Consider the following 1841-nt stretch of genomic DNA (forward strand, 5'->3'; position numbering starts at 1 on the left):
AAGCCCCGGCGGGTCGCGCAGGAGGAAGTCCGCAAGAACGGCCATCCCAAGAAGCAGCGCTGAGTATGCTGATTTCTGGTCACGGATGGCATCGGTAACCCACTGATTATGATTCAGACGCGGCCTAAATTAGCGCCATTCGGGTCAGGCTCGAGTAGATTTTCGCCCCGTCAGCCGCGCAAGATACTTACCCTTGGTGCCTTTAGCCTCCTAGCCGTCGCCGGTGACTTCGACGCCCGCGGGCAGCCGGACGGTCTTGGGGTGGTCGGTGTTGTCGAGTTTCGCGGTTACGATCATCGGCGTCGTCTCTCCCAAGGCGTTGCCTGATAGCTTACTCCATCTGCGGCGCCCTCGAAAATGCGGCTGGGAGATCGCTTCTATGTCTTGTCGGGGCGGGCGGGTCAGCCGGCCGGGGGAGCCGAGGGCTCGGCGGTGGGAGGTCGTTCCGCGGGGTCGCGACTGCACGCGAGGTACCATCCGTGGCACTGGATTCCGGCATCCTGCCGGAATGACGGCGGCGGGCTTGTCAGCCCGGCGCCCTACTTTGGCATATCCGACCGCCTCAAGCGCTCATCCACTGCCCGCGCGCGGTGGCGCCCCTCGCGGATGGCCCAGACCACCCGCGACTGCCGCGCCGCACGTCCCCCCGCCCCAAAAGACCCCGGTACCGCGGTTTGGTAGGCGCTGACACCCTCAGTGGTCATCTTGACGTTGCCGCGGGGGTCGAGTTCGAGTCTGGTGTCAGGGTAAAGGGGCCAAGCTCGAACTGATTTTCGCCTGTCGCGGCGAAAGAACTCGAGCCTGGCTTTCCTTCCAGAGGATCGCCCTCGCTTGGTGAGCCCCTCCGTCAAACCGCGTCCGCCAACTCCAGTCGCCGTTCGACCCGCTCCAGTCGACGCCGCAGGTCAGCGATCGCGTCTGCGCGGACGGCGTCCACCGCATGGAAGGCGACGAGGTGATGGTCGATCGCGGCGCGGCCGGTCTCGACGCCTGTGAAGTGCAGGCGCATCTCAGTCTGGATGTCGTCCAGCTTGCTGTGAACGCGGCGGAGCATCTCGCTGGTCAGGTCTTCAACCTTGTCAGCCATGGTCGTCTCGGTTGGCGAACCCCACCACGCGGCCATCATCGGGTTACGGGGTCAGGATGGCCGGACAACGAATTGCCATCTCGACCTATACGGCCGAGGGTTCACACAAAGGTCGCGGGCGAAACCCCGAACCGCTTGCCGAGGGCGCGCAGTTGATGGATGTCGAGTTCCCGCCGACCGCCGAGAATGTCCAAGACCTCCCCCTCGTTCCCGATCTCCGGCAGATCGCCCGGTGTCAGTTCGTGCTGCTCCATGAGGAACGCCATTGCGTCCATGCCGGACGCCTCCGCAAGCGGGGGCTGGTCCGCCTCATAGTCCTCGATCAGGTCGCCGACGATATCGACCAGCCCCATGGCCGAATGCTGCTCATCGCCGACCGCTTCGTCCAGGAGGGCCTCCAGCATCGCGACCATGCGCAGGTAATGGGCCTCATTGCGGATCGGGCTGATGTCGGTGGCTTGACGGAAGTGCTCCCAGGCCGGCAGCAGGCGTGCGATTTCAACGTGCGTACTCATCCGACCGGTCATCATGGGCTCCAGCCGTGCGCCCTTTGGCCAACCCGCTCCGCTAAACCGCGTCCGCCAACTCCAGTCGCCGTTCGACCCGCTCCAGTCGACGCCGCAGGTCAGCGATCTCGTCAGCGCGGACGGCGTCGACCGCGTGGAAAGCGGCGAGGTGATGATCGATCGCGGCAAGTCCGGTCTCGACGCCAGTGAAGCGCAGGCGCAGCTCCGCTTGGATGTCATCCAGCTTG

3 protein-coding genes and 1 pseudogene are annotated in these 1841 nt (G+C 65.0%); 1 reads left to right on the plus strand and 3 read right to left on the minus strand.

Annotated elements, in window-relative coordinates; all coding sequences use genetic code 11:
• Window positions 1-539: 539 nt before the first annotated feature.
• From gltD to QZY48_RS24645, 3 genes and pseudogenes are all read right to left on the minus strand, one after another.
• Window positions 540-734 (minus strand): annotated as a pseudogene (gene gltD, locus QZY48_RS24635) (glutamate synthase); the annotation flags it as partial.
• A 113-nt stretch (window positions 735-847) separates the two neighbouring features.
• A complete protein-coding gene (locus QZY48_RS24640; protein ID WP_295436041.1) occupies window positions 848-1087 on the minus strand; it encodes a hypothetical protein in 240 nt (79 codons plus the stop codon).
• Window positions 1088-1188: 101 nt separating this feature from the next.
• Window positions 1189-1602: a hypothetical protein gene (locus tag QZY48_RS24645; protein ID WP_295436043.1), complete on the minus strand. Its 414-nt coding sequence runs from the start codon at window positions 1600-1602 to the stop codon at window positions 1189-1191.
• A 13-nt stretch (window positions 1603-1615) separates the two neighbouring features.
• Between QZY48_RS24645 and QZY48_RS24650 the strand changes: the two genes are divergently transcribed.
• The coding region (locus tag QZY48_RS24650; protein WP_295436045.1) for a hypothetical protein at window positions 1616-1841 on the plus strand (226 nt) is incomplete at its 3' end.

This window comes from uncultured Thiodictyon sp. (assembly GCF_903828115.1).
Classification (GTDB): Bacteria; Pseudomonadota; Gammaproteobacteria; order Chromatiales; family Chromatiaceae; genus Thiodictyon.